Here is a 19,979-nt window from a genome sequence, read left to right as displayed (position 1 = left end):
ATGGAGCCGCTGTCGCATCATCTGCTGACCCAGGCCTACAACAATGGCTGGGCCAACCACCGCCTGTACAAGGCCTGCCTGCAACTGACCCACGACGAGTTCGTCGCCCCCCGTTGCAGCTTCTTCCCGTCGATCAAGGCCACCCTCAACCACCTGCTGACGGTGGACTGGTTCTATCTGGACATGCTCGAGTGCGAACAGCGCGGTGAGGCGCCGAACCCAGATGGCGACCGCTTCTTCGAGCCGGAGCAACCGTTCGCCACCTGCACCGACCTGCATGCCGAGCAGGCCCAGGCCGATCATCGGCTGATCGCCTATTGCAGCCTGCTGCAGGACGATCAGCTGGCGCGCTACGTGAACATCGTGCGGCCCGAACGGATCCAGCGCGAACAGCGCCTGCGCTTGCTGGCGCACCTCTTCGAGCACCAGATCCATCACCGTGGGCAGGTGCATGCGATGCTCAGTGATACGGCAGTAAGGCCGCCGCAGCTGGATGAGTTTTTCTGTGAGGAGGAAGCCGACCTGCGGGCGCTGGACTTTGCCGAACTCGGCTGGAGCGAACCGCAGGTCTGGAAGGGTTAACGGCCGAGCCACTCCACCAGCGTGCGGTTGAAGCGCCGTGGTTCCTCGATCTGCGGCGCATGCCCCATGCCTTCGAACGTCACCAGTTCGCCCTGAGGAATCAGCTTGGCGACCTCTGGACCCAGTTCCTTGTACTTGCCCAGCTTGGCCTTCACTTCAGGCGGGGCGATGTCGCTGCCGATCGCCGTGGTGTCCTGGTCGCCGATCAGCAGCAGGGTCGGCATCTTCAGGTCCTTGAACTCGTGATACACCGGCTGGGTGAAAATCATGTCGTAGATCAGCGCCGAGTTCCACGCTACAGCCTCATGCCCCGGCCCCTTGTTCAGCCCCACCAGCATCTGTACCCAGCGCTCGTATTCGGGCTTCCAGCGCCCCGCGTAGTAAGTCTTGCGTTCATATTCGCGCACGCCTTCGGCATCGAGCTTGAGCTCGCGGGCATACCACTGGTCCACCGTGCGGTAGGGCACGCCGAGGGCTTTCCAGTCTTCCAGGCCGATGGGGTTGACCATCGCCAGGCGCTCGACCTGCTGCGGGTACATCAGCGCGTAGCGGGTGGCGAGCATGCCCCCGGTGGAGTGGCCGAGCACGATGGCCTGCTTGACGCCCAGCTGTTCGAGCAGGGCATGGGTGTTCACCGCCAGCTGCTGAAAGCTGTACTGGTACTGGGCCGGCTTGCTCGAGGTGCAGAAGCCGATCTGGTCCGGGGCGATCACACGGTATCCCGCCTGGCTCAAGGCGTCGATGGTGGTCTCCCAGGTGGCGGCGCAGAAATTCTTGCCGTGCATCAGCACCACGCTGTGGCCATTGGCCTGGCCCTGGGCCGGCACATCCATGTAGCCCATCTGCAAGTGCTGGCCCTGGGATTGGAAGTCGAAATGCTTGAGTGGGTGAGGGTAGCTGAAGCCTTCGAGCTGTTTGCCGTAGGTGGGCGATTCGGCGGCGATGGCCGGGGCGCCGATGAGGCAGGCCAAGGCCAGGGCGGTTGCGCGCAGCATGGGGGAACTCCGTGTCGGACCATGTAGGAATTGGCGACGACTGTAGCAGTCAGTGGACCACCTTAAACGTTAAAGGTGTTACCAGGCATGAAACCAGCCCAGAGTAATCATCGCCAGGACGATGTAGCGCCCCCCTTTGGCCAAGGTCACCAGCAGCAGAAAACGCCAGAACGGTTCACGCATGATGCCGGCAATCAGTGTCAGTGGATCGCCGATCACCGGCATCCAGCTCAGCAGCAGCGACCATTGCCCCCAACGCTGGTAGCGCTGTTGCGCGCGCTCCAGTTGGCTGGCGCTGAAGGGGAACCAGCGCTTGTCGCGCAGGTGCTCGATGGCCCGGCCGAGCAGCCAGTTGACCACCGAACCGAGCATATTGCCCAGGGTGGCCACCAGCAGCAAGATCAACCAGGCTTCGGGTTGGCGCAGCAGCAGGCCGACCAGTACCGCCTCCGATTGCAGAGGCAGCAGGGTAGCGGCACCGAAAGCGCTGAAAAACAGCGCCCAGAGGCTCAGCATCAGTAGCTGGCGACCACGGTGTCCTGGCCATCCTGGGTCACGCCGATGACCTGGTAGGCATCCTTGTGGTCATCCATTTCCATGCCGGGCGACCCCATGGGCATGCCCGGCACGGCCAGGCCCTTGAGGTCGTTGCGCTTGGCCAGCAGGCGGACCTGTTCGGCGGGCACATGGCCCTCGACGAATTTGCCGTCGATCACCCCGGTGTGGCACGACGCCAGGCGCGGCGCCACGCCCAGGCGCTGCTTGACGGCGCTCATGTTCGGCTCGACGTGGTCGTTGACGCTGAAGCCGTTGTCGCGCAGGTGGCTGATCCAGGCCTTGCAGCAGCCACAGTTGGGGTCGCGATAGACATCGATGGTTTCGGCCGCCTGGGCCAGGCCGGTAATGGCCAGCAGGCCGAAGGTGATCAGGTGTTTACGCAGCATGGTCGAACAACTCCTTAGAAACGCAGGCGTATGCCTGCCACCAGACGGGTCTGGCCGAGGTCATCGCCGTCCTCGCGGGCCTGGCTGGCGCGATTGCCGTGCAGGCGTTCGAAGCTTACCCCGACATAGGGCGCGAAGCCCCGGCTGATTTCGTAGCGCAGGCGCAGGCCGACTTCGCTGTCGGCAAGCCCGGCGCCCTGTTCGTGGCCGGCATCGTTGCGGCCGTAGAGGTTGGCTTCCAGGTTCGGCTCGAGGATCCAGCGGTTGGTCAGCAGGATAGCGTAAGCGGCCTCCAGGCGCAGTGCGCTCTGTTGTCGCTCGCCGGCATAGGCGGTGGCTTCCAGCTCCAGGCCATACAGCGGAGTGCCCTGGATACCGAAGGCGGCCCAGGTCTGCCCGCTGGCCGGCTTGAAGTCCTGGCGCAGGCCGCCTACCAGCTCCCACCACGGGCTGATCGCATGGCCCCACAGCGCCTGCAACTCTGCCTTGTGGGTCGTGCCCTGTTCCCGTTCGCCCTCGCTGCGCAGCCACAGGCGATCGATGTCGCCACCGACCCAGGCCGTGGCGTTCCACTTGAGGGCGCTGCTGCTTTCGAAGTTCTGGTATTCCAGTTGATCGACGATCACTGCCCAGTTGAGTGCGCGATCATGCACTTGATGGCCTGGCAGGGGCGCGAAGGCGGCCTGGCGGTCGGCGTCGGTCAGCACGGGCAGCGCCGTGCGCGGTTGGCTCGGTGCGTTGGCCTGATTCATGTGGCTATGGCTCATCTGGCCATGGTTCATCTGACTGTGGTCCATCGGCATGGCGCCATGGTCCATGTGCTCCACGCTGGCGGCCATGGCCCGTTCGCTGGCCAGCAGCGCGGCCAGGGCGACACCCGTGACCAGGCGCCGGGTGTTGATCTCATTCATCGACCCGTACCTCGCGGAACATGCCGGTCTCCATGTGGTAGAGCAGGTGGCAGTGGTAGGCCCAGCGGCCCAGGGCGTCGGCCGTGACTCGGTAGCTGCGGCGGCTGCCGGGCGGCATGTCGACCGTGTGCTTGCGCACCCGGAAGCGCCCATGTTCGTCCTCCAGGTCGCTCCACATGCCGTGCAGGTGGATGGGGTGGGTCATCATGGTGTCGTTGACCAGGGTGATGCGCACCCGTTCGCCGTAGCTCAGGCGCAACGGCGCGGCATCGCTGAACTTGACCCCGTCGAACGACCAGGCGAAGCGCTCCATGTGCCCGGTCAGGTGCAGCTCGATATCCCGCGAAGGCTCGCGGCCATCCGGGTCGGGGTAGGGGCTGCGCAGGTCGGCATAGGTCAGTACCCGGCGGCCATTGCCGCGCAGGCCGATGCCAGGGTCGTCCAGGTTGGCGCGGGGGGCCATGGTCTGCATGTCGACCAGCGGGTTGCCGGTTTCGCTGTCGGGGTGGTCCTGCATGCTGCCCATGCTGCCGTGGTCCATGCCGGCCATGGCGCTATGGTCCATCGCCGCCATGTTGCCGTGGCCCATGTCGGCCATGCTCAGCACGGGGCGCGGGTCAGGCGCTGGCACCACGGCCTGCAGGCCCATGGCGCGGGCCAGGGTGCCGCGGGCGTAGCCGCTGCGGTCCATGCTCTGGGCGAACAGGGTGTAGGCGGGCAGGTCGCCGACGGTTACCAGCACGTCGTAGGTTTCGGCTACCGCGATACGCAGCTCGTCCACGGTCACCGGCGTCACCGGCAGGCCGTCGGCGGCGATCACGGTCAGCGTGAGGCCCGGAATGCGGAAATCGAAATAGGTCATGGCCGACGCGTTGATCAGGCGCAGGCGCACGGTTTCGCCGGGCTGGAACAGGCAGGTGAAGTTGCCGTCCGGGGGCTGGCCGTTGAGCAGGTAGGTGTAGCTGGCGGCGCTGATGTCCGCGAGGTCGGTCGGGCTCATGCGCATGCGCGCCCAGGCCAGGCGCTCATCGACGGTATTGCCCCACCCCTTGTCGGCGACGTCGCTGACAAAGTCGCCGACTGTGCGCTTGTGGTAGTTGAAGGCGTCGGACTGCTTCTTCAGGGTCGCGAGCAACGCTTCGGGCGCCTGGTCGGACCAGTCGCTGAACAGCAGCACATGGTCACGCTGATAGGTATGCGGCTCGGGCTCGCGCGGCTCGATGACGATCGCGCCATACACCCCGGCTTGCTCCTGCAGGCCGGAATGGCTGTGGTACCAGTAGGTGCCGCTCTGGCGCAGGGTGAACCGGTACAGGTAATCGCCACCCGGCGCAATGCCGGCGAAGCTCAGGCCCGGTACGCCGTCCATGTTGGCCGGCAGGAGGATGCCGTGCCAATGGATCGAGGTGCCCTGGTCGAGGCGGTTGCGCACGCGCAGGGTCACCGTGTCGCCTTCGCGCCAGCGCAGCAGCGGGCCGGGCAGGCTGCCGTTGATCGTCAGCGCGGTGCGCGGCCGGCCGGTGATGTTGACCGGTGTCTGGCCAATGAACAGCTCGAAGTGCTGGCCGGCCAGCTCGCGGCCATCGCTGGCCTGGGCCAGCGGCCGCCACAGGCCCAGGCCGGCCAGTGTGGTGGCGGCGCCCAAGCCTTTGACGAAGGTGCGGCGGGTAGGGTTGCGCGACATGGCGTGGCCTCATGCGGAAGAGCCACGATCCTCGCCGGTTGCGCCTGTCAGCTGGCTGAGGCGCAGATTACAGCCGTGTCAGGCAGCCTGTTCAGCGTTGCCCAGGTCGCGCATCAGCAGGCCGTACTCCAGCGCAACCTGCTCGGGAATCGGCAGGTACACCACATGGCCGTCGCCGGGCGCCACATCGATGGCGTGCTGTTGGCGGTCGAACAGGCGGTGCAGGTCGAAGTGGTAGTTGCCACGCGGGGTCATCAATTCCAGGTGGTCACCTAGGGCGAAGCGGTTCTTCACCTTGACCTCGGCCAGGCCATCGACGCGCACCCCCGTCAGTTCGCCGACGAATTGCTGGCGCTCGGACAACGAATTGCCGCGTAGGTAGTTCTGGTACTCGTCGTGTACATGGCGGCGCAGGAAGCCTTCGGTGTATCCCCGTTGCGCCAGCGATTCGAGGTTGTCCATCAGGGCCAGGTCGAACGGCCTCCCGGCGGCAGCGTCGTCGATGGCCTTGCGGTATGACTGGACCGCCCGGGCGCAGTAGAAATGCGACTTGGTGCGGCCTTCGATCTTCAGCGAGTGGACGCCCATGGCTGCCAGGCGTTCGACGTGCTGGATGGCGCGCAGGTCCTTGGCGTTCATGATGTAGGTGCCATGCTCGTCCTCGAAGGCCGGCATCTCGCTGCCAGGGCGATTGCCTTCCTGCAGCAGGAACACCTGCTCGGTGGGCGCTCCGACGCCCAGGGTCGGCTCGACCTCGCGAACGATGTTTCCGCTGGCATCTTCCGTGGCCGGCGTGGCTTCGTATTTCCAGCGGCAGGCATTGGTGCAGGTGCCCTGGTTGGCATCGCGCTTGTTCAGGTAACCCGACAGCAGGCAACGGCCGGAGTAGGCCATGCACAACGCGCCGTGGACGAACACTTCCAGTTCCATGTCCGGTACTTGCTGGCGGATTTCCTCGATCTCCTCCAGCGACAGCTCGCGCGACAGGATCACACGGCTCAGGCCCAGTTGCTGCCAGAACTGCACGCTGGCCCAGTTCACCGTATTGGCCTGCACCGACAAGTGCACCGGCATCTGCGGAAAATGCTGGCGCACCAGCATGATCAATCCAGGGTCGGACATGATCAGCGCATCGGGCGCCATCGCGATAACCGGTGCCAGGTCCTTGAGGAAAGTCTTCAGCTTGGCGTTGTGCGGCGCGATGTTGACCACCACATAGAAGCGTTTGCCTTGGGCATGTGCCTCGCTGATGCCCAGCGCCAGGTTGGCGTGGTCGAATTCGTTGTTGCGCACCCGCAGGCTGTAGCGCGGCTGGCCGGCATAGACCGCGTCGGCACCGTAGGCGAAGGCATAGCGCATGGTCTTGAGGCTGCCGGCGGGGGCAAGCAGTTCGGGCTTGGCGGGTAGGGTCATGGGCGCACCGGGGCAAAGGCGCGGATGCTAAAGGCTGGGCGGGGACGGGGTATTGATTTGAATCAAGGTCAGCGTGGCACTTTTGCGCAGGTGGTGTGCACTAATAACCATGACACCCAAGGAGCAGCCATGAATCAAGACGCCCTGCAGAACAAAGCCCTGGCAGTACTCCTGACACTGGTGACCATCGCCTTCGTGTGGATCCTGCTGCCGTATTACGGCGCGATCTTCTGGGCGGTGATTCTCGGCATCCTGTTTGCGCCGTTGCAGCGTCGCTTGCTGATTCGCTTTGGCCGCCGCCGCAACGTGGCGGCGGGCTGCACCGTGCTGGTGTGCCTGCTGGTGGCGGTGCTGCCGGTGATCGTCACCAGTGCCTTGCTGGTGCAGGAAGGCGCCACGCTGTACCAGCGAATCGAGAGCGGGCAGCTGGACATCGCCGGCTACGTCGAGCGCGGCAAGGACATGCTCCCGGCCTTCGCCCAGCACGGTCTGGACCGCATGGGCATGGGCAACCTGGACGGGCTGCGCGACAAGATCACCAAGTGGGCCACCCAAGGCAGCCAGGTGCTGGCCAGCCAGGCGTTCAACTTTGGCCAGGGCACCTTCGAGTTCCTGGTGAGCTTCGGCATCATGATGTACCTGCTGTTCTTCTTCCTGCGCGAGGGGGCCGACGTGGCGCGCCGGGTACGCCTTGCCGTGCCGCTGCCGGAACACCAGAAGCGCCGCCTGCAACTGAAGTTCAACCGGGTGGTACGGGCCACGGTCAAGGGCAATGTGCTGGTGGCCATTACCCAGGGGGCGCTGGGTGGTTTCATCTTCTGGGTGCTGGATATTCCCAGTGCGCTGGTCTGGGCGGTGCTGATGGCGTTTCTGTCGCTGTTGCCGGCGGTGGGGGCAGGGATTGTCTGGGCGCCGGTGGCCGCGTATTTCCTGCTCACCGGGGCGATTCTGCCGGGGGTGATCCTGACGGCGTTCGGAATACTGGTGATCGGCCTGGTGGACAACCTGCTGCGGCCGATCCTGGTGGGCAAGGACACGCGGATGCCCGATTACCTGATTTTGGTGTCCACCCTCGGCGGCTTGGCGGTATTCGGCCTCAATGGCTTCGTGATCGGGCCGTTGATCGCGGCGTTGTTCGTCTCCAGCTGGGCAATTTTTGCCGCGACCAAACCGCAGGTGCAGTTACCCTCCTGAGGCACCTGTTCAGCGGAAGCTGTACGAAACCCCGGCGTAGACGCCAAATCCTTCGCCAGGTGTCGAGCGGGCTACGTCCTGCCCGGCATCGTCGTACCCTGGCGTCACGGTTGCCGCGTAGCGCTTGTTGGTCAGGTTGCGCAGGTCCAGCCAGGTCTGCCAGTCCTGCTTCGGCGAATCCCAGCCCAGGCGTGCGCCGAGCAGGGCATAGGCGTCGGCGTGGTAGCTGTTGGCGTAGTCGACCTGCACCTTCGATGCCATCTGGGTGTTGACCCCGGCGTAGAACCCGCTTGGCCAGTCGTAGCGCAGCTCGGCCTGGTAGTAGTGCATGGGAATGCCAGGCAGGCGGTTGTCGTCGAATTTGTCGTCATCGCGGTAGTGGAAGTCGCTGAAGGTGTAGGCCTGGCGCAGGCTCAGCTTGCCAGTGCCGGCTTGCTCCCAGAGGATGCTGTCCAGGCCGGCCTCGAGGCCCTGGTGCACGGTGGGGCTGGCGTTGAACTCCTTGAACGGCAAGCCTTGCACGACTTCCACATTGAGCAGTTCATGACGCACCTGCGAGTAGTACCAGGCCAGGTCCCAATGCCCCAGCGCCGAATCGCCGCGGGCGCCCAGTTCCAGGGTGGTAGCGGTCTGATTCTGCATCTTCATCGGCTGGTTGTTTACCGGTGCACTCCACACCAGCGACCACGGGTGCGGTGGTTCCACCGAGCGGCTGAGGTTGCCATAGACCTGCAGATCCGGGCGAATGTCGTAACGCAGGCCCACCCGTGGCGCATAGTCCCAATCATGCTGGCTGACCTTGCCACCACTGGCCGGGTAAGTGACGTCGCTTTCCCGACGGGTGTAGATCATTGCCAGACCCGTGGTCAGCCACAGGTTCGGGATCAGTTCCAGGTCATTACCGGCATGCAATACCGTGTCCGAACCCTGGTAGCTGAAGTCGCGCGTACGTGCGCCGACCACATCGTTGACCCGCGAGAACTGCGAGGCGCCACTGTTGGGCAGGTGTTTGGTGGTGCGCCAGCCGAGCGTGGTCTTGCTCTCGTGGCCGAGCAACGTGTCACGCCGGAAGTAGTTCAGCGTGCCGCTGACATCGGTGTAGGCCACCTTGAGGCGCATCGGGCCTTCGCGCAGGTCCATCGGGTAGTCGTGATAGACCAGCCCGGCCTCCAGCCGCGAATCGTCATCGAGGAAAAAGGTGGTCTTGTTGCCCACCCAGGTGCTGCCGGGTTGCGGGCGACTGTCGTTGCGCGACAGGTAGCTTGGGTTGGCGGCACGTGGATCGTGCTTGATCTGCTCTTTGGTCAAGCGCCCGGCCAGCTCGTTTTCGGTTTCCCGATAACGCAGGTAGAAGCGCGTTTCCAGGTTCGGGTTGAAGCGGTAGCCGACGTTGGCGGCAATGCCTTTCGAGCTGCCGCTGCTGTGTTCCTGATAGCCGTCGTATTCCGAGTCGGTCAAAGCCAGGTAGTAGTCGAGGTTGCCCAGCACCTGCCCGGAGCTGATCTGCCGGTGCTGGTAGCCGCGGCTGCCAACTTCATAGCGCACCTGCAGCGGCGCGGCGTCGTAGCCGGTGTGGGTCACGTAGTTGATGGCCCCGCCCAGGGCGAGGGAGCCCTGATCGAAGCCATTGGCCCCGCGCAGCACTTCGGCGCGGCTCAGCCACAGTGGTTCGAACAGTTCGTAGGGCGTACCGCCGGGGCCGGTCAGCGGCAGCCCGTCGAACATCGTGTACACGCCCGAACCGTGGGCGCCAGGCGCGCGGTTGATGCCCGAGCCACGGATCGACAGCTTGATGCCGTCATTGCCCGCCGACTGGGCGAATACACCGGGTTGGTAGGCCAGCACGTCCTGATTGCTGGCGACCCGACCTTGCCCCACCTTGTCCATGTCCACCAGGTTGCTGGCGCCTGGGATCTCCCGCAGGCGCTCGGCGGCACTCTCCAGTTCGGTCTGTTGCTGTTCCTCGATCAGTACCTGGTCGAGTTCGATGCGGCCGGCGGCCTGGGCGGCGCTGGTGGCCAACAGGGCCAGCAGCGAAAAGGAGAGGGTGGGGCGCATTTCGGAGGTTCCAGATCGATAAGCGGGATTCTGACGCTGCAAGTGTCAGACGAAGCACAGCTTTCGTTCTGTAACCCGGAAAAAGAAAAACCCCGCCGAGGCGGGGTTTTCCGTATTGCCTGGCGATCAGCCGAGCAGTTGCAGGCCAGCGTGCTGAACCATCTCCAGCAGTGGCTGCGGGTACACGCCGAGGACGAAGGCGAGAATGGCGATGGCCAGCAGCATCACGCCGCCGGTGCGCTGTTCCCATTTCAGCGGGGCGTCGTGGCGACGCAGGTTCGGCTCGACAAGGTACAGGGTGACCATGACGCGCAGGTAGTAGTACACACCGATGGCGCTACCGATTACCAGGGCACCGACCAGCCACCACAGCTGCGACTCGACGCCGGTGGCGATGATGTAGAACTTGCCGATGAAGCCGGCGGTCAGCGGGATGCCCGCCAGCGACAGCATCATCACGGTCAGCACCGCGGTCAGGTACGGGCGGCGCCAGAACAGGCCGCGGTACTCGTACAGCGCATCGGCGTCGCGGCCGCCGTAAGGCGAGGACATCAGGGTGATGACGCCGAAGGCACCGAGGCTGGTGATCACGTAGGTGACCAGGTACACGCCCATGGCTTCCAGGGCCAGGCCCTTGCTGGCGACCAGGGCGATGACCAGGTAGCCGAAGTGGGCGATGGACGAGTAACCGAGCAGGCGCTTGAGGTTGCTCTGGGTCAGCGCCAGCAGGTTACCGATCAGGATCGAGGCCACGGCGATCACGCCCAGGACGGTGCTCAGCACGCCGCTGCTGGCGGCAGGGGAGAGCATGAACAGGCGCACCACCACGGCGAACACGGCAACCTTGCTGGCGGTGGCCAGGAACGCGGCGACCGGCGCCGGGGCGCCTTCGTACACGTCCGGGGTCCACAGGTGGAACGGTACCAGCGAAAGCTTGAAGGCCAGGCCGACCAGCATCATGCCCAGGCCCAGCTGGGCCAGCAGGCTTGGCATGCTGGTGGCGGCCAGCGCCTTGCCCAGCTGGTCGAAGGTCAGGCTGCCAGCGTCGGCGTACAGCAGGGCCATGCCGAACAGCAGGAAGGCCGAGCCGGCGGCCGACAGCACCATGTACTTGATGCCGGCTTCCAGCGAGCGCTTGTTGAAGAACGCATACGCCACCAGGCCATAGACCGGTACCGACAGCAGCTCCAGGCCGATGAACAGGCCGGCCAGGTGGTTGGCGCTGACCAGCACCAAGCCACCGAGGGCAGACATCAGCAGCAGCAGGTACAGCTCTTCACGGTTGCCCGGGAAGCCCTTGGAGCCTTCGCCGAGGTAGGCGTGGGCGAGGGTGACGCAGGCCAGCGTGGCGACCAGGATGATCGCCATGTACAGGCAGGCGAACTTGTCGATGGTGACCAGCGAGGTCACCGCTAACGGCGCGACCTTCAGCGCCGGCAGGATCGACAGCAGGGCCAGGTTCAGGCCCACGGTGGACAGCAGGAAGGTCTGCGAGTGGTTGCGCTTCCAGGCGATCGCCAGCATCACCACCACCGTGGTGATGGTGGTGATCAGCATCGGCGCCAATGCGATGAAGTGTTGAGTGGTGAATTCCATAGCGCTCTTACCGGGCCGAAGCGAGTTGAGTGAAAGCGGAACCGAGCCACTGCTGCACACCACTCATGGTGGCGGCAGAGGTGTCGAGGAACGGCTGTGGATACACGCCCAGCAGGATCAGCAGCCCGGCAAGGCCGAGGACCATGATCAGCTCGCGATTGTCCATGCCGGCCAGCACGGTGTCGGCCTTGGCCGGGCCGAAGTAGGCGCGGTGGATCATGATCAGCGAGTACACCGAACCGAACACCAGGCCGGTGGTGGCGATCACGGTGATCCACGGTACGTGCACGAAGCTGCCGATCAGGATCAGGAACTCGCCGACGAAGTTGCCGGTGCCTGGCAGGCCCAGCGACGCCGCGGCGAAGAACAGGCTGATGGCCGGCAGGTAGGCGATGCGGTGCCACAGGCCACCCATCTGGCGCATGTCACGGGTGTGCAGGCGCTCGTACAGCTGGCCGGACAGGATGAACAGCGCGGCAGCCGACAGGCCGTGTGCCAGCATCTGGATCACCGCGCCTTGCAGGGCCTGCTGGCTGCCGGAGTAGATACCGATCAGCACGAAGCCCATGTGCGAGACGCTGGAGAAGGCGATCAGGCGCTTGATGTCGGTCTGCGCGAAGGCCAGGAAGGCACCGTAGAAGATGCCGATCAGGCCCAGGGTCATGGCGATCGGCGCAAACTCGGCCGAGGCGTTCGGGAACAGCGGCAGGGCGAAGCGCAGCAGGCCGTAGGCCGCAGTCTTCAGCAAGATACCGGCCAGGTCCACGGAGCCTGCGGTCGGTGCCTGGGCGTGAGCGTCAGGCAGCCAGGAGTGGAACGGCACCACCGGCAGCTTCACCGCGAAGGCAATGAAGAAGCCCAGCATCAGCAGGTATTCGGTACCGGCTGGCAGCTGTGCCTTGAGCAGGTCGCTGTAGTTGAAGGTGATCACGCCAGTGTTGCTGTAGTTGACCAGTACCAGGCCCAGGATCGCCACCAGCATGATCAGGCCGCTAGCCTGGGTGAAGATGAAGAACTTGGTCGCCGCGTAGATCCGGGTCTTCTTTCCGTCTGCCGAGCTGTGACCCCAGAGCGCGATGAGGAAGTACATCGGCACCAGCATCATTTCCCAGAAGAAGAAGAACAGGAACAGGTCCAGGGCCAGGAACACACCGACCACGCCGCCGAGGATCCACATCAGGTTGAGGTGGAAGAAGCCGACGTGGCGCTGGATCTCTTTCCACGAGCACAGCACCGACAGCACACCGAGCAGGCCGGTGAGCAGGATCATCAGCAGCGACAGGCCGTCGAGGGCCAGGTGGATGCTGATGCCGAAGCGCTGGATCCATTGGACTTTGTATTCCACCGCCCAGTGGGGTTCGGCGCCTGGGGCAGGGGCCAGGGTGTAGTCGCCGTGGGCCCACAGCCACAGGCCGATGCCGAGCAGCAGGGACATGGTCAGCAGCGCGATCCAGCGCGGCAGGGTGGCGCCGAAGCGCTCACCCAGCCAGCACAGCAGGCCGCCGATGAAGGGGATCAGGATCAGCCAAGGCAAAATCATGACGGGTTGGTTTCCTTTCGCAGAGTCGCAAGGTTCGCAAAGTTCATGGTCATACCGCTGCCACTACCACAGCGCCGAGTACCAGCACTGCGCCAACGGCGATCGAAGCGGTGTACCAGCGCAGCTGGCCAGTCTCAGTCTTGCTCATGGCGACGTTGCCGCCGCGAGCCAGGCGAGGGATCAGGCCGATGCTGCGGTCAACCGGATCCTTGCGCAGGACGTGGCTGATCAGCAGGTAAGGTTTGACGAACAGCTTGTCGTAGATCCAGTCGAAGCCCCAGGCGGCGAACCACCAGGCCGACAGCACACGACCGATGCCGCTGTTGGCGACCGCGCTGACGAAGCTGCGCTTGCCGAGGAACAGCAGGGCCGACAGCAGGATGCCGGCGATGGCGATGGCACCGGAGGTAATCTCCAGCGCGTGCTTGGCTTCGCCACCAGCATGGCCGGCGCTTTCCGGCAGCACACCTGCCAGCGGTGGAGTGATCCAGGCGCCGACGAAGGTCGACAGCACGATCAGCACGCCCAGCGGCAGCCAGTGGCTGATGCCGTGGCCAGCGTGGGCTTCGGTCTTGGCTTCGCCGTGGAAGGCGATGAAGATCAGGCGGAAGGTGTACAGCGAGGTCATGAACGCGCCGACCAGGCCGGCGTACAGCAGGCCGGTGTTACCGCTGGCGAAGGCTTCCCAGAGGATCTCGTCCTTGGAGTAGAAGCCCACGGTCACGATCGGCAGGGCTGCCAGGGCAGCGCCACCGACTACGAAGCTTGCGTAGGCCAGTGGCAGTTTCTTCCACAGACCGCCCATCTTGAAGATGTTCTGCTCGTGGTGGCAGGCAACGATCACCGCACCGGAGGCAAGGAACAGCAGGGCCTTGAAGAAGGCGTGGGTCATCAGGTGGAAGATCGCCGCGTCCCAGGCGCCAACGCCCAGGGCCAGGAACATGTAGCCGATCTGGCTCATGGTCGAGTAGGCGAGGATACGCTTGATGTCGGTCTGCACCAGCGCGGCGAAGCCGGCCAGTACCAGGGTCACGCCACCTACCACACCCACCAGGTGCAGGATGTCCGGCGCCAGCAGGAACAGGCCGTTGGTACGGGCGATCAGGTAAACGCCCGCGGTCACCATGGTTGCCGCGTGGATCAGTGCCGAAACCGGGGTCGGGCCTGCCATCGCGTCAGCCAGCCAGGTCTGCAGCGGCAGCTGGGCCGACTTGCCGACCGCGCCACCCAGCAGCATCAGGGTTGCCAGGACCATCCAGGTGTCGCCAGCCTGGAACTTCTGCGGTGCCAGCACCAGCAGTTCCTGCACGTTCAGGGTACCCAGCTGGGCGAACAGGATGAACAGGCCGATGGCCATGAACACGTCGCCGATGCGGGTGACGATGAACGCCTTGAGTGCCGCGTTACCGTTGTTGCGGTTGCTGTAGTAGAAACCGATCAACAGGTACGAGCACAGGCCCACACCTTCCCAGCCGAAGTAGATGAACAGCAGGTTATCGCCGAGGACCAGGAACAGCATGCTGGCGATGAACAGGTTGGTGTACGAGAAGAAGCGCGAGTAACCGGCTTCGCCACGCATGTACCAGGAGGCGAACAGGTGGATCAGGAAGCCGACACCGGTGACCACGCCGAGCATGGTGACGGACAGGCCGTCGACATACAGGGTGAAGTTGGGCGCAAAGCCATCCACCGACATCCACTGCCACAGCAGCTGGCTGTACGCGCCGCCCTCAGGTGGGGCGACGTTGAATTGCCAGATGACATAGGCGGCCACGGCGGCCGAGAGGCCGACCGAGCCGACGCCGATCAGCGCGGACAGGTTCTCCGAGAACCGCCCGCGCGAGAACGACAGCAGCAGGAAGCCGATGAGGGGGAAGACGAAAGTCAGGAAGATAAGGTTCATCCGCGCATCTCACTGGCAGCATCGATGTCGAGAGTGTGGAAGCGGCGATACAGTTGCAGCAGGATCGCCAGGCCAATGCTGGCCTCGGCGGCTGCCAGGCTGATCACCAGAATGAACATCACCTGGCCGTCGGGCTGGACCCAACGGGCACCGGCGACGATGAACGCCAGGGCAGAGGCGTTCATCATGACTTCCAGGCTCATGAGCACGAAGAGGATGTTGCGGCGGACCATCAGGCCAACCAGACCTAAGCAGAACAGGATGCCGGCGACTGCCAGACCATGCTCGAGAGGGATTGCACCCATGATTTACTCCTTCGCCTCGTTGCGGCCCAGGTGGAAGGCGGTGACGGCTGCAGCGAGCAGCAGCATCGAGGCCAGTTCGACCACCAGCAGGTACGGGCCGAACAGGCTGATACCCACTTCTTTAGGGCTGACGGTGGTACCGCTGATGGCCGCGCCGCTCGGCGAGACGAACAGCACGTACAGCAGCTCCAGCAGCAGCAGGGCGGCCAGGATCACCGGCCCGGCCCAGATGCCGGGCTTGAGCCAGCCCCGCTCCTGGGCGACCGAGGCCGGCCCGAGGTTGAGCATCATTACCACGAACACGAACAGCACCATGATGGCGCCGGCGTAGGCGATCACTTCCAGGGCGCCGGCGAACGGCGCACCCAAGGCGAAGAAGATCATCGCGACGGAAATCAGCGAGATGATCAGGTACAGCAAGGCGTGCACGGGGTTGGTGCCGGTCACCACCCGAAGGGTGGAGACCACGGCGATCCCGGATGCGAAGTAGAAAGCGAATTCCATCTTTCTGTCCTTATGGGAGCAAGCTCTTCACGTTGATCGGCTCGGCTTCGTTCTGTGCAGCGCCCTTCGGCTTGCCAGCGATCGCCATACCCGCAACACGGTAGAAGTTGTAGTCAGGGTTCTTGCCGGGGCCGGAGATCAGCAGATCTTCTTTCTCGTACACCAGGTCCTGACGCTTGAACTCGGCCATTTCGAAATCCGGAGTCAGCTGGATTGCGGTGGTCGGGCACGCTTCTTCACACAGGCCACAGAAGATGCAGCGCGAGAAGTTGATGCGGAAGAACTCCGGGTACCAGCGGCCGTCCTCGGTCTCGGCCTTCTGCAGCGAGATGCAGCCGACCGGGCAGGCCACCGCGCAGAGGTTGCACGCTACGCAGCGCTCCTCGCCATCGGGGTCGCGGGTGAGGACGATGCGGCCGCGGTAGCGCGGCGGCAGGTACACGGGTTCTTCGGGGTACTGCAGGGTGTCGCGCTTGCGGAACCCGTGGGAGAACACCATTGCCAGGCTGCGCAGCTGGGTGCCGGTGCCCTTAACGATGTCGCCGATATACTTGAACATGGGTCAAATCCTCACTGGGCCGCGACGGCTGGCGTGTTGTAGAGCACGATCGCAGCGGTCACCAGCAAATTGATCAGGGTCAGCGGCAGGCAGAACTTCCAGCTGAAGTCCATCACCTGGTCATAGCGTGGGCGCGGGATCGAGGCGCGCAGCAGGATGAACAGCATGATGAAGAACGCGGTCTTCAGGGCGAACCACAGGAACGACAGTTGCGGCAGGATGCCGAACGGGCCGTGCCAGCCGCCGAAGAACAGGGTCACCAGCAGCGCCGAGATGAGGATGATGCCGATGTACTCACCGACGAAGAACATGCCCCATTTCATGCCGGCATACTCGATGTGGTAGCCGTCGGCCAGTTCCTGTTCCGCTTCCGGCTGGTCGAACGGGTGACGGTGAGTCACGGCGACGCCAGCGATGAAGAAGGTGCAGAAGCCGAAGAACTGCGGAATGATGAACCACAGGTTCTGTGCCTGGTATTCAACGATGTCGCGCATGTTGAACGAACCCACCTGCACCACCACGCCCATCAGCGCCAGGCCCAGGAACACTTCGTACGACACGGTCTGTGCCGAGGCACGCAAGCTGCCCAGCAGGGCGTACTTGTTGTTCGACGACCAGCCGGCGAACAGCACCGCGTAGACCGACAGGCCGGCCATGGCGAAGAAGAACAGCAGGCCGATGTTCAGGTCGGCGACGCCCCACAGCGGGGTGATCGGGATCACGCAGAAGGCGATCAGCAGGGCACTCATGGCCACCACTGGCGCCAGGGTGAAGATCATGCGATCGACGAAGGGTGGGTTCCAGTCTTCCTTGAAGAACATCTTCAGCATGTCGGCAGCGATCTGGAACATGCCGAACGGGCCGACGCGGTTCGGACCGTAACGGTCCTGCCACCAGCCCAGCAGGCGCCGTTCGACGAAGCTGAGCAGCGCGCCGCAGACCACCACCGCGAGCAAGACCACGACGGCCCGGACCACGGTGAGGATCACATCGATCACTTCGGGGGTGAACCAGCTCATTGTGCTGCCTCCTGCAGACCTTCGACGGATGCACCGAAGATGGCAGGCGGGATGCCGGCCAGGCCTTTGGGCAGGGCAACCAGGCCAGCGCCCAGTTCTTCATTGATGCGCAGCGGCAGGCGCAGGGCCACACCGGCAACGTTCAGGCTCAGCAGTGCGCCGTCGTTGACACCCAGGCGGTCGGCCTCGGACTTGGCCAGGCCCACGTAGGCGGCCGGGATGCGCTCCTGCACCGGGGCGGCGCGCGAGGAGCTCTCTTCGCTGCCGAACAGGTGGTAGAACGGTACCGCAGTCCAGGTACCACGGGCCGGGTTGAAGGCGCCCGGGATGGCGTTGAACCAGTTCAGGCGATCGCCTTGCGATTCGATCAGGCGCACGCCCGGGTCACCGGCACGCAGGTGGCCACCGACCTCGTCCTGGAACTTGTTCCAGGCTTGTGGCGAGTTCCAGCCCGGTGACCAGGCGAACGGCACCTGCTGACGCGGTTCGGCCGAACCCGAGTAGCCTTCCATGGAGAAGGCGAACGCGGTGTCCTTGTCTTGCGGGGTACGCGGCTCGTGCACGCTGATGTTGGCGCGCATGGCGGTACGGCCGGAGTAGCGCAGCGGCTCACGGGCCAGCTTCATGCCCTTGATGCGGAACGCGGCGCTTGGCGCGGCGTTGACGATGCCGGCCAGTTGCGGGGCGGCTTCGGCGCAGGCGCTGGTGACGTGGTCCAGCTGGGTCCAGTCGACCGGCTTGTTGAGCAGGGTGGCACGCAGGGCGTGCATCCAGCGCCAGCCTTCGTGAACCAGGATGCTGCTGTCCAGGTACTGCGGGTCGAACACCTGGAAGAAGCGCTGGGCACGGCCTTCCTGGCTGACCAAGGTACCGTCGCCTTCGGCGAAGGACGCGGCCGGCAGCACCAGGTGGGCGCGGTCGACCGTGGCGGTCTTGGAGTGGTCGGCGACGATCACCACCTTGGCCGCAGCGAGGGCAGCATCGACCTTGGCGGCCGGTACACGGGCGTACAGGTCGTTTTCCAGCACGACGATGGCGTCGGCCTTACCGCTGATGACGGCGTCCAGTGCGGCATCCACCGACTCGCCACCCATCATGGCCATGCCGAGGCTGTTGGCCTCAGGTACCACCAGGCTCAGCGAACCGTTCTTCTCGCGCAGCTTCAGGGCCTTGGCGATGTTGGCGGCGGCTTCGATCAGCGCCGGGTCAGCCAGCGAGGTACCGGCCACGACCAGTGGGCGCTTGGCGGCGACCAGGGCATCGGCGATGCGCTGGGCCAGGGCCTTGGCTTCGTCGTCCAGGCCGGCGACTGCCGGCGCGCTCGGGTCGATGGCGTGGGCCACGGCGAAACCGATGCGGGCGAGGTCAGCCGGGGCGGCGTGCACGCATTCTTCGGCAACGTCGTCCAGCTTGGTTTCAGCCAACGAGGCAATGAACAGCGGGTACAGCGCGTGCTGGCCGATGTTCTTCACGGCGGCGTCGAGCCACGGTTGAACCTTCATGGCTTCGGCCATGGCCTCGGCCTTGCCTTTGGTGGCCTGGCGCACGGCCAGGGCAACGCGGGCAGCGGTCTGGGTCAGGTCTTCACCGAGCACGAACACGGCGTCGTGGTCTTCGATGTCGCGCAGGGTCGGCACGGGCAGCGGGCTGTTGTTCAGCACGTTCAGGGCCAGGCGCACGCGGGCCAGTTCGCCAGCTTCCATACCGGAGTAGAAGTAGTCGGCGCCGACCAGCTCACGCAGGCCATAGTTGCTTTCGAGGCTGGCGCGTGGCGAGCCGATACCGACGATGGTGCGGCCGCGCAGCAGGTCGGCGGCCTTGTCCAGGGCAGCGTCCAGGCCCAGCTTGGTGCCGTCGGCCAGGTGTGGCTGGCGCGGGCGGTCCTTGCGGTTGACGTAGCCGTAGCCGAAACGGCCGCGGTCGCACAGGAAGTACTGGTTGACCGAACCGTTGAAGCGGTTTTCGACCCGGCGCAGTTCGCCATAGCGCTCGCCCGGGCTGATGTTGCAGCCGCTGGAGCAACCGTGGCAGATGCTTGGGGCGAACTGCATGTCCCACTTGCGGTTGTAGCGCTCGGAGTGGGTCTTGTCGGTGAACACGCCGGTCGGGCAGACCTCGGTCAGGTTGCCGGAGAACTCGCTTTCCAGCACGCCGTCTTCGACACGGCCGAAGTACACGTTGTCGTGGGCGCCGTACACGCCCAGGTCGGTACCACCGGCATAGTCCTTGTAGTAGCGCACGCAGCGGTAGCAGGCGATGCAGCGGTTCATCTCATGGGCGATGAACGGGCCGAGGTCCTGGTTCTGGTGGGTACGCTTGGTGAAACGGTAGCGGCGCTCGTTGTGGCCGGTCATTACCGTCATGTCCTGCAGGTGGCAGTGACCGCCTTCCTCGCACACCGGGCAGTCGTGCGGGTGGTTGGTCATCAGCCATTCGACGACGCTGGCGCGGAACGCCTTGGACTCGTCATCGTCGATGGAAATCCAGGTGCCGTCGGAGGCAGGGGTCATGCAGGACATGACGATACGACCACGGGTGTCGTTCTCGTCGGTGTACTGCTTGACCGCACACTGCCGGCAGGCGCCGACGCTACCGAGCGCCGGGTGCCAGCAGAAATAAGGGATGTCGAGGCCGAGTGACAGACACGCCTGTAACAGGTTGTCCGCACCGTTGACTTCGAGCGCTTTGCCGTCTACGTGGATAGTGGCCATTGTTCAAAGTTCTTCGTTGGCCCGCGTGAGCGGGCGTGGCTAATGGAAATCGGTGAGCTTG

The 19,979-nt window shown here is 64.6% G+C and carries 17 protein-coding genes; 2 read left to right on the top strand and 15 right to left on the bottom strand.

Annotation, left to right across the window (positions count from 1 at the left end; all coding sequences use genetic code 11):
* Positions 1–582 (top strand): DinB family protein, encoded by a 582-nt coding sequence (locus ACLEJU_RS24695; RefSeq protein WP_435424335.1) that lies wholly within the window; start codon positions 1–3, stop codon positions 580–582.
* Here ACLEJU_RS24695 and ACLEJU_RS24690 read toward each other — a convergent pair.
* From ACLEJU_RS24690 to trhP, 6 genes are all read right to left on the bottom strand, one after another.
* Positions 579–1,577, bottom strand: a complete 999-nt coding sequence (locus ACLEJU_RS24690; RefSeq protein ID WP_435424334.1) for an alpha/beta fold hydrolase — start codon at positions 1,575–1,577, stop codon at positions 579–581. The genes ACLEJU_RS24695 and ACLEJU_RS24690 overlap by 4 nt on opposite strands.
* A 78-nt stretch (positions 1,578–1,655) precedes the next feature.
* Positions 1,656–2,093, bottom strand: coding sequence for a YqaA family protein (locus tag ACLEJU_RS24685; RefSeq protein ID WP_435424333.1), 438 nt, complete (start codon positions 2,091–2,093; stop codon positions 1,656–1,658).
* Positions 2,093–2,521: a DUF411 domain-containing protein gene (locus ACLEJU_RS24680; RefSeq protein ID WP_435424332.1), complete on the bottom strand. Its 429-nt coding sequence runs from the start codon at positions 2,519–2,521 to the stop codon at positions 2,093–2,095. Before ACLEJU_RS24680 ends, ACLEJU_RS24685 begins: the two co-directional genes overlap by 1 nt.
* Before the next feature lie 14 nt (positions 2,522–2,535).
* Positions 2,536–3,432: a copper resistance protein B gene (locus tag ACLEJU_RS24675; protein WP_435424331.1), complete on the bottom strand. Its 897-nt coding sequence runs from the start codon at positions 3,430–3,432 to the stop codon at positions 2,536–2,538.
* Positions 3,425–5,116: a copper resistance system multicopper oxidase gene (locus ACLEJU_RS24670; RefSeq protein WP_435424330.1), complete on the bottom strand. Its 1,692-nt coding sequence runs from the start codon at positions 5,114–5,116 to the stop codon at positions 3,425–3,427. Before ACLEJU_RS24670 ends, ACLEJU_RS24675 begins: the two co-directional genes overlap by 8 nt.
* Positions 5,117–5,194: 78 nt before the next feature.
* Positions 5,195–6,529 (bottom strand): prephenate-dependent tRNA uridine(34) hydroxylase TrhP, encoded by a 1,335-nt coding sequence (gene trhP / locus ACLEJU_RS24665; protein ID WP_435424329.1) that lies wholly within the window; start codon positions 6,527–6,529, stop codon positions 5,195–5,197.
* A 129-nt stretch (positions 6,530–6,658) separates the two neighbouring features.
* On the opposite strand from trhP, the gene ACLEJU_RS24660 reads away from it, so the two are divergent.
* On the top strand, positions 6,659–7,723 hold the full coding sequence (locus tag ACLEJU_RS24660; RefSeq protein ID WP_435424328.1) for an AI-2E family transporter: 1,065 nt from the start codon (positions 6,659–6,661) through the stop codon (positions 7,721–7,723).
* Between the two features lie 9 nt (positions 7,724–7,732).
* Here ACLEJU_RS24660 and ACLEJU_RS24655 read toward each other — a convergent pair whose 3' ends face one another.
* The 9 genes from ACLEJU_RS24655 to nuoG all read right to left on the bottom strand — a co-directional run bounded on the left by ACLEJU_RS24655 (position 7,733) and on the right by nuoG (position 19,918).
* A complete protein-coding gene (locus ACLEJU_RS24655; protein WP_435424327.1) occupies positions 7,733–9,781 on the bottom strand; it encodes a TonB-dependent receptor family protein in 2,049 nt (682 codons plus the stop codon).
* 126 nt (positions 9,782–9,907) lie between these two features.
* Positions 9,908–11,377, bottom strand: coding sequence for an NADH-quinone oxidoreductase subunit NuoN (nuoN, locus tag ACLEJU_RS24650; RefSeq protein WP_435424326.1), 1,470 nt, complete (start codon positions 11,375–11,377; stop codon positions 9,908–9,910).
* A 7-nt stretch (positions 11,378–11,384) separates the two neighbouring features.
* Complete coding sequence (gene nuoM / locus ACLEJU_RS24645) at positions 11,385–12,917, bottom strand: NADH-quinone oxidoreductase subunit M (protein ID WP_435424325.1); 1,533 nt, start codon at positions 12,915–12,917, stop codon at positions 11,385–11,387.
* A gap of 49 nt (positions 12,918–12,966) precedes the next feature.
* Positions 12,967–14,820 (bottom strand): NADH-quinone oxidoreductase subunit L, encoded by a 1,854-nt coding sequence (gene nuoL / locus ACLEJU_RS24640; protein ID WP_435424324.1) that lies wholly within the window; start codon positions 14,818–14,820, stop codon positions 12,967–12,969.
* On the bottom strand, positions 14,817–15,125 hold the full coding sequence (gene nuoK, locus ACLEJU_RS24635; protein ID WP_008096201.1) for an NADH-quinone oxidoreductase subunit NuoK: 309 nt from the start codon (positions 15,123–15,125) through the stop codon (positions 14,817–14,819). The genes nuoL and nuoK overlap by 4 nt, the downstream gene beginning before the upstream one ends.
* A 3-nt stretch (positions 15,126–15,128) precedes the next feature.
* Positions 15,129–15,629, bottom strand: a complete 501-nt coding sequence (gene nuoJ, locus ACLEJU_RS24630; protein WP_027920603.1) for an NADH-quinone oxidoreductase subunit J — start codon at positions 15,627–15,629, stop codon at positions 15,129–15,131.
* 10 nt (positions 15,630–15,639) lie between these two features.
* Positions 15,640–16,188, bottom strand: coding sequence for an NADH-quinone oxidoreductase subunit NuoI (gene nuoI / locus ACLEJU_RS24625; protein ID WP_016488223.1), 549 nt, complete (start codon positions 16,186–16,188; stop codon positions 15,640–15,642).
* An 11-nt stretch (positions 16,189–16,199) separates the two neighbouring features.
* The gene (gene nuoH / locus ACLEJU_RS24620) at positions 16,200–17,207 is read right to left on the bottom strand and encodes an NADH-quinone oxidoreductase subunit NuoH (protein WP_027920602.1); all 1,008 of its coding nucleotides are present in this window, start codon (positions 17,205–17,207) and stop codon (positions 16,200–16,202) included.
* Positions 17,204–19,918: an NADH-quinone oxidoreductase subunit NuoG gene (nuoG, locus tag ACLEJU_RS24615; RefSeq protein ID WP_294340868.1), complete on the bottom strand. Its 2,715-nt coding sequence runs from the start codon at positions 19,916–19,918 to the stop codon at positions 17,204–17,206. The genes nuoH and nuoG overlap by 4 nt, the downstream gene beginning before the upstream one ends.
* Between the last annotated feature and the right edge of the window lie 61 nt (positions 19,919–19,979).

Source organism: Pseudomonas sp. SMN11, from assembly GCF_052041945.1.
Lineage (GTDB): Bacteria > Pseudomonadota > Gammaproteobacteria > Pseudomonadales > Pseudomonadaceae > Aquipseudomonas.
Note: the sequence above shows the minus strand (reverse complement) of the source record. Positions and strands in the feature narration are given on the sequence as shown.